Here is a 3,484-nt window from a genome sequence, read left to right as displayed (position 1 = left end):
AGAATACTACTGTTAACAAAATAATCATGGAGGATAAAACGTATCTTTTATTTCTCATAAGTTTTTATTAAATTCTTCAGGGTTGACTAAAGGTATAACATTGCTTTTAAATACTTTTCATTGATTAAAACGCTGCGTGATGAAAACACTCCTGAAATCGATCCAAATCGGTTGATTTCCGTTTTATGGTAATGTAACGCATAACAAATCAACGCTTTCGTTTTCTCAAAAAATCTTTATATTCAGCAAAGGGGTTCATACGAGTTCCATGCTCCAGCGGCGCACATAATCCCGGTCTCGCTACATGAAAATCAAGAGATTAGGTTAAATCGTGGGTCCTTTGTTGTTTCTGCCTGAACGCTTCAAGGGTTCAATTCTCAACAAAGATTTAGGTGCTCAGCCCGGTTAATATCCCGGCTTTTTTATCTAATATAAATGAAGTACTATTTTTTATATTTGATAAAAGTATTTTTATGACGAAAGTTTGTGTTATTGGTGCAGGTCCCTCTGGAATAACTGCGCTGAAAAACTTGATAGATCAAGGTTTGGATACAGTTTGTTATGAATTAAATACGCAAGTAGGAGGAAACTGGATCTATAATGAGCATATTGGCCACTCGAGTGTGTTCGAAACCACGCACATAATTAGTTCCAAAACCCTTTCGCAATATGAAGATTTTACCTTCGATGATTTCGAAAAGGGGATGCCTGATTACCCTTCGCATGATCAATTAAGACGCTATTTTCAGGGATATGCCGAACACTTTAAACTATATCCACACATTCAATTTCAAACCTTGGTGAAATCTTGCGAATTAGACGAAGCTAAAAACTGGGTTGTAAAAACAGAGAAGAACGGTATTGAAAAAACGGAATACTTTACACATTTAGTTGTTTGCAATGGCCACCACTGGCTGCCACGAATGCCTCAATATCCAGGTGAGTTCACAGGTAAATTAATGCATTCACATGAATTCAAAAAGGCGGAACCGTTCAGAGATCAACGTATACTTGTAATTGGTGGTGGAAATTCTGCCTGTGATGTGGCAGTGGAAACAAGTCGTGTGAGCAAGAAAACAAGTATAAGCTGGAGAAGAGGTTACAGAATTGTACCAAAATTTTTGTTTGGCAAACCGAGTGATGTAGTGGCATCCAAGTTGGCGTTTTTACCCACTAAGTTGAAGTTTTTCTTATCAGAATTATCTGTCAAAATCTTCTCTGGATCAAATAAAATTTACGGACTTCAAGAACCACAACATGCAATTACGGGAACCCACCCCACTATTAATGAGGAACTTTTATACAAAGTAAGGCACGGTAAAGTATTCCCCAAAGTAGATATTGATCACTTTGAAGGGCAGCATGTATATTTTAAGGACGGTACTGTGGAGGAATTTGATACAGTCATTGCATGCACTGGCTATATTTTAGAACATCCCTTTTTCCGTAAAGACTTTTTGAATTATAGCGAAGGGGATGTGCCCCTTTATTTAAAAATGCTGCATGAAAAATACGAAAATCTTTTTTTCGTGGGGATGTTCCAGCCGCTCGGTTGCATTTGGCCAGGAGCTGAATTGCAAAGTAAGATTGCAGCAAGGGCAATTAAGGGACTTTGGCAAAGACCCAACAATATCGGAGTATTATGCCAAAGAGAAGTAACGCATCCTCATTTGCAACAAATAAAAACACCTCGGCATACGATTACGGTCGACTTCCATTTGTTTGTAAAGCAATTGAAAAAACATCTTCCATCTAACTACGTAAGTAAATTCCCTGTGCAATGAGTGAAACGATTGTTTTTGTTCATGGCATGTGTCACGGCTCTTGGTGCTGGGAGGAGCAATTTATCCCTTATTTCGAAAAGCTGGGGTATAATTGTATTACATTCAATCTTCCTGGGCACGAAACAGAAGGAAGTACACGGCGTATTTCATTTTCGCTCGGCGATTATGTGCAAGCACTTCGCAATGAAGTAGAAAACTTAGATGAGCCTCCCATCATTATTGGACACTCCATGGGTGGAATGATTCTACAAAATTTTTTAAAGACAGGATGCTGTAAAAAGGCTGTTTTAATGTCGTCGGTACCACCCACTGGGGCATTCTTAACTAGCCTTCGCGTGATATTTCGTTATCCGGGTGTGATACCTTATTTACTTCTTAGAAATCTGCTAGGTGCTTTTAAAAAATACCCTCATTTGATGTTCAACACGGCTGCACTTACATCACGATATTCGCATCGAATGTGTGCTGAATCATTTAAAGCGTATTTAGGTTTGTTACTGCCTATATCACACACTTCGTCTATATCCATATTAGTAGTAGGTGGTTCAAAAGATGCACTCATCACGGTTCGTGAACTTGAAAGCACAGCAAATCACTACAAAGCCAAACTTACAATAATAGAAGGCGGTTCGCATGACCTAATGCTAGAGGATGATTATGAGAAATCAGCACAAGTAATAGAAAAGTGGATTTAACATTTATCTATTTTACAATGGACTGATTTTTTGATTTTAAAAACCTTCTCAAAGAGGCCTACTAAACTATAAAATTTCCTCAAATCCTTCCACATCTGGTTGGCATGTAGTTCAATGCTCGCTTCAGGAAAATCAAGTACTTATGTTAAATCGTGGTTCCTTGATTGTTTTTCCATGAGGGTTTATTTCAACTATAAATTATTGTTGGCTTATAAGTAATTGTTGTCAATTTGCTATTTTTTGTTCCATCAAAAAAATTCCATCAAACCCCCATATCGTTTTGAAATTATGGTTATTTTGTACTCATGAAAAAGAAACTATTTAACGAAAGATACTTTCTTATTGCCTCTATGATGCTATTTGTTGTTGCATGTAGCAAAAAAGATCAAATTACCACTCCTACAGTTCCACCAGTAGTAACACCACCCGCTGGCAATAGCATTAGTCCCCCAACCCCCTTTGGCTTTTACGTGGTTGGATATTTTCCTAGCTATCGAGATCCTTCTCTTGTAACAGATCAGAAATTTCGGATGTGTAATGTAGTAAACTATGCATTTGCCAATGTAACTTCAACAGGTGGATTAACAGTTGCTAATCCTTCTGTATTTTCTACTGTTATTTCAAAAGCAAAATCGAATAATGCAAAAATATTCATTAGTATTGCTGGCCTGGCAGCAGATTTTAAAAACATGGCTACTACACCCAGTGGACGAAATGGCTTTGTAAAATCAATCATGCAAGTAGTTAGAACTTATGGATTAGACGGAGTGGATGTAGATTGGGAATTTCCTAGAACCGATGATGGAACTGATATTACCTATACCGCATTTCTGAAAGAGTTAAGCGATTCATGCCATACAGGGGCTAAATATTATTTATCTGCCGCTATAACTGCCGGAAAATATGCCGGAGCAGTTCGTGATGCAATTAATAGTAGTTTATGGACCAATAACACGGTTGATTTTTTTAATATCATGGCATACGACGATTTTAGTACAACTGCTC

The 3,484-nt window shown here is 37.6% G+C and carries 3 protein-coding genes; all 3 read left to right on the top strand.

What is annotated here, in order from left to right:
- Window positions 1–473: 473 nt before the first annotated feature.
- Window positions 474–1,784, top strand: a complete 1,311-nt coding sequence (locus ACOYLT_RS10920) for a flavin-containing monooxygenase (RefSeq protein WP_422853880.1) — start codon at window positions 474–476, stop codon at window positions 1,782–1,784.
- Window positions 1,781–2,479, top strand: a complete 699-nt coding sequence (locus ACOYLT_RS10915; protein ID WP_422853879.1) for an alpha/beta hydrolase — start codon at window positions 1,781–1,783, stop codon at window positions 2,477–2,479. Before ACOYLT_RS10920 ends, ACOYLT_RS10915 begins: the two co-directional genes overlap by 4 nt.
- Before the next feature lie 305 nt (window positions 2,480–2,784).
- The coding region (locus ACOYLT_RS10910; protein ID WP_422853878.1) for a glycoside hydrolase family 18 protein at window positions 2,785–3,484 on the top strand (700 nt) is incomplete at its 3' end.

It is taken from the genome of Flavobacterium sp., from assembly GCF_049318185.1.
In the GTDB taxonomy this organism is placed as follows: Bacteria; Bacteroidota; Bacteroidia; order Flavobacteriales; family Flavobacteriaceae; genus Flavobacterium.
The sequence above is the reverse complement of the archived record's forward strand: the minus strand, read 5'-3'. Positions and strand labels throughout refer to the sequence as shown.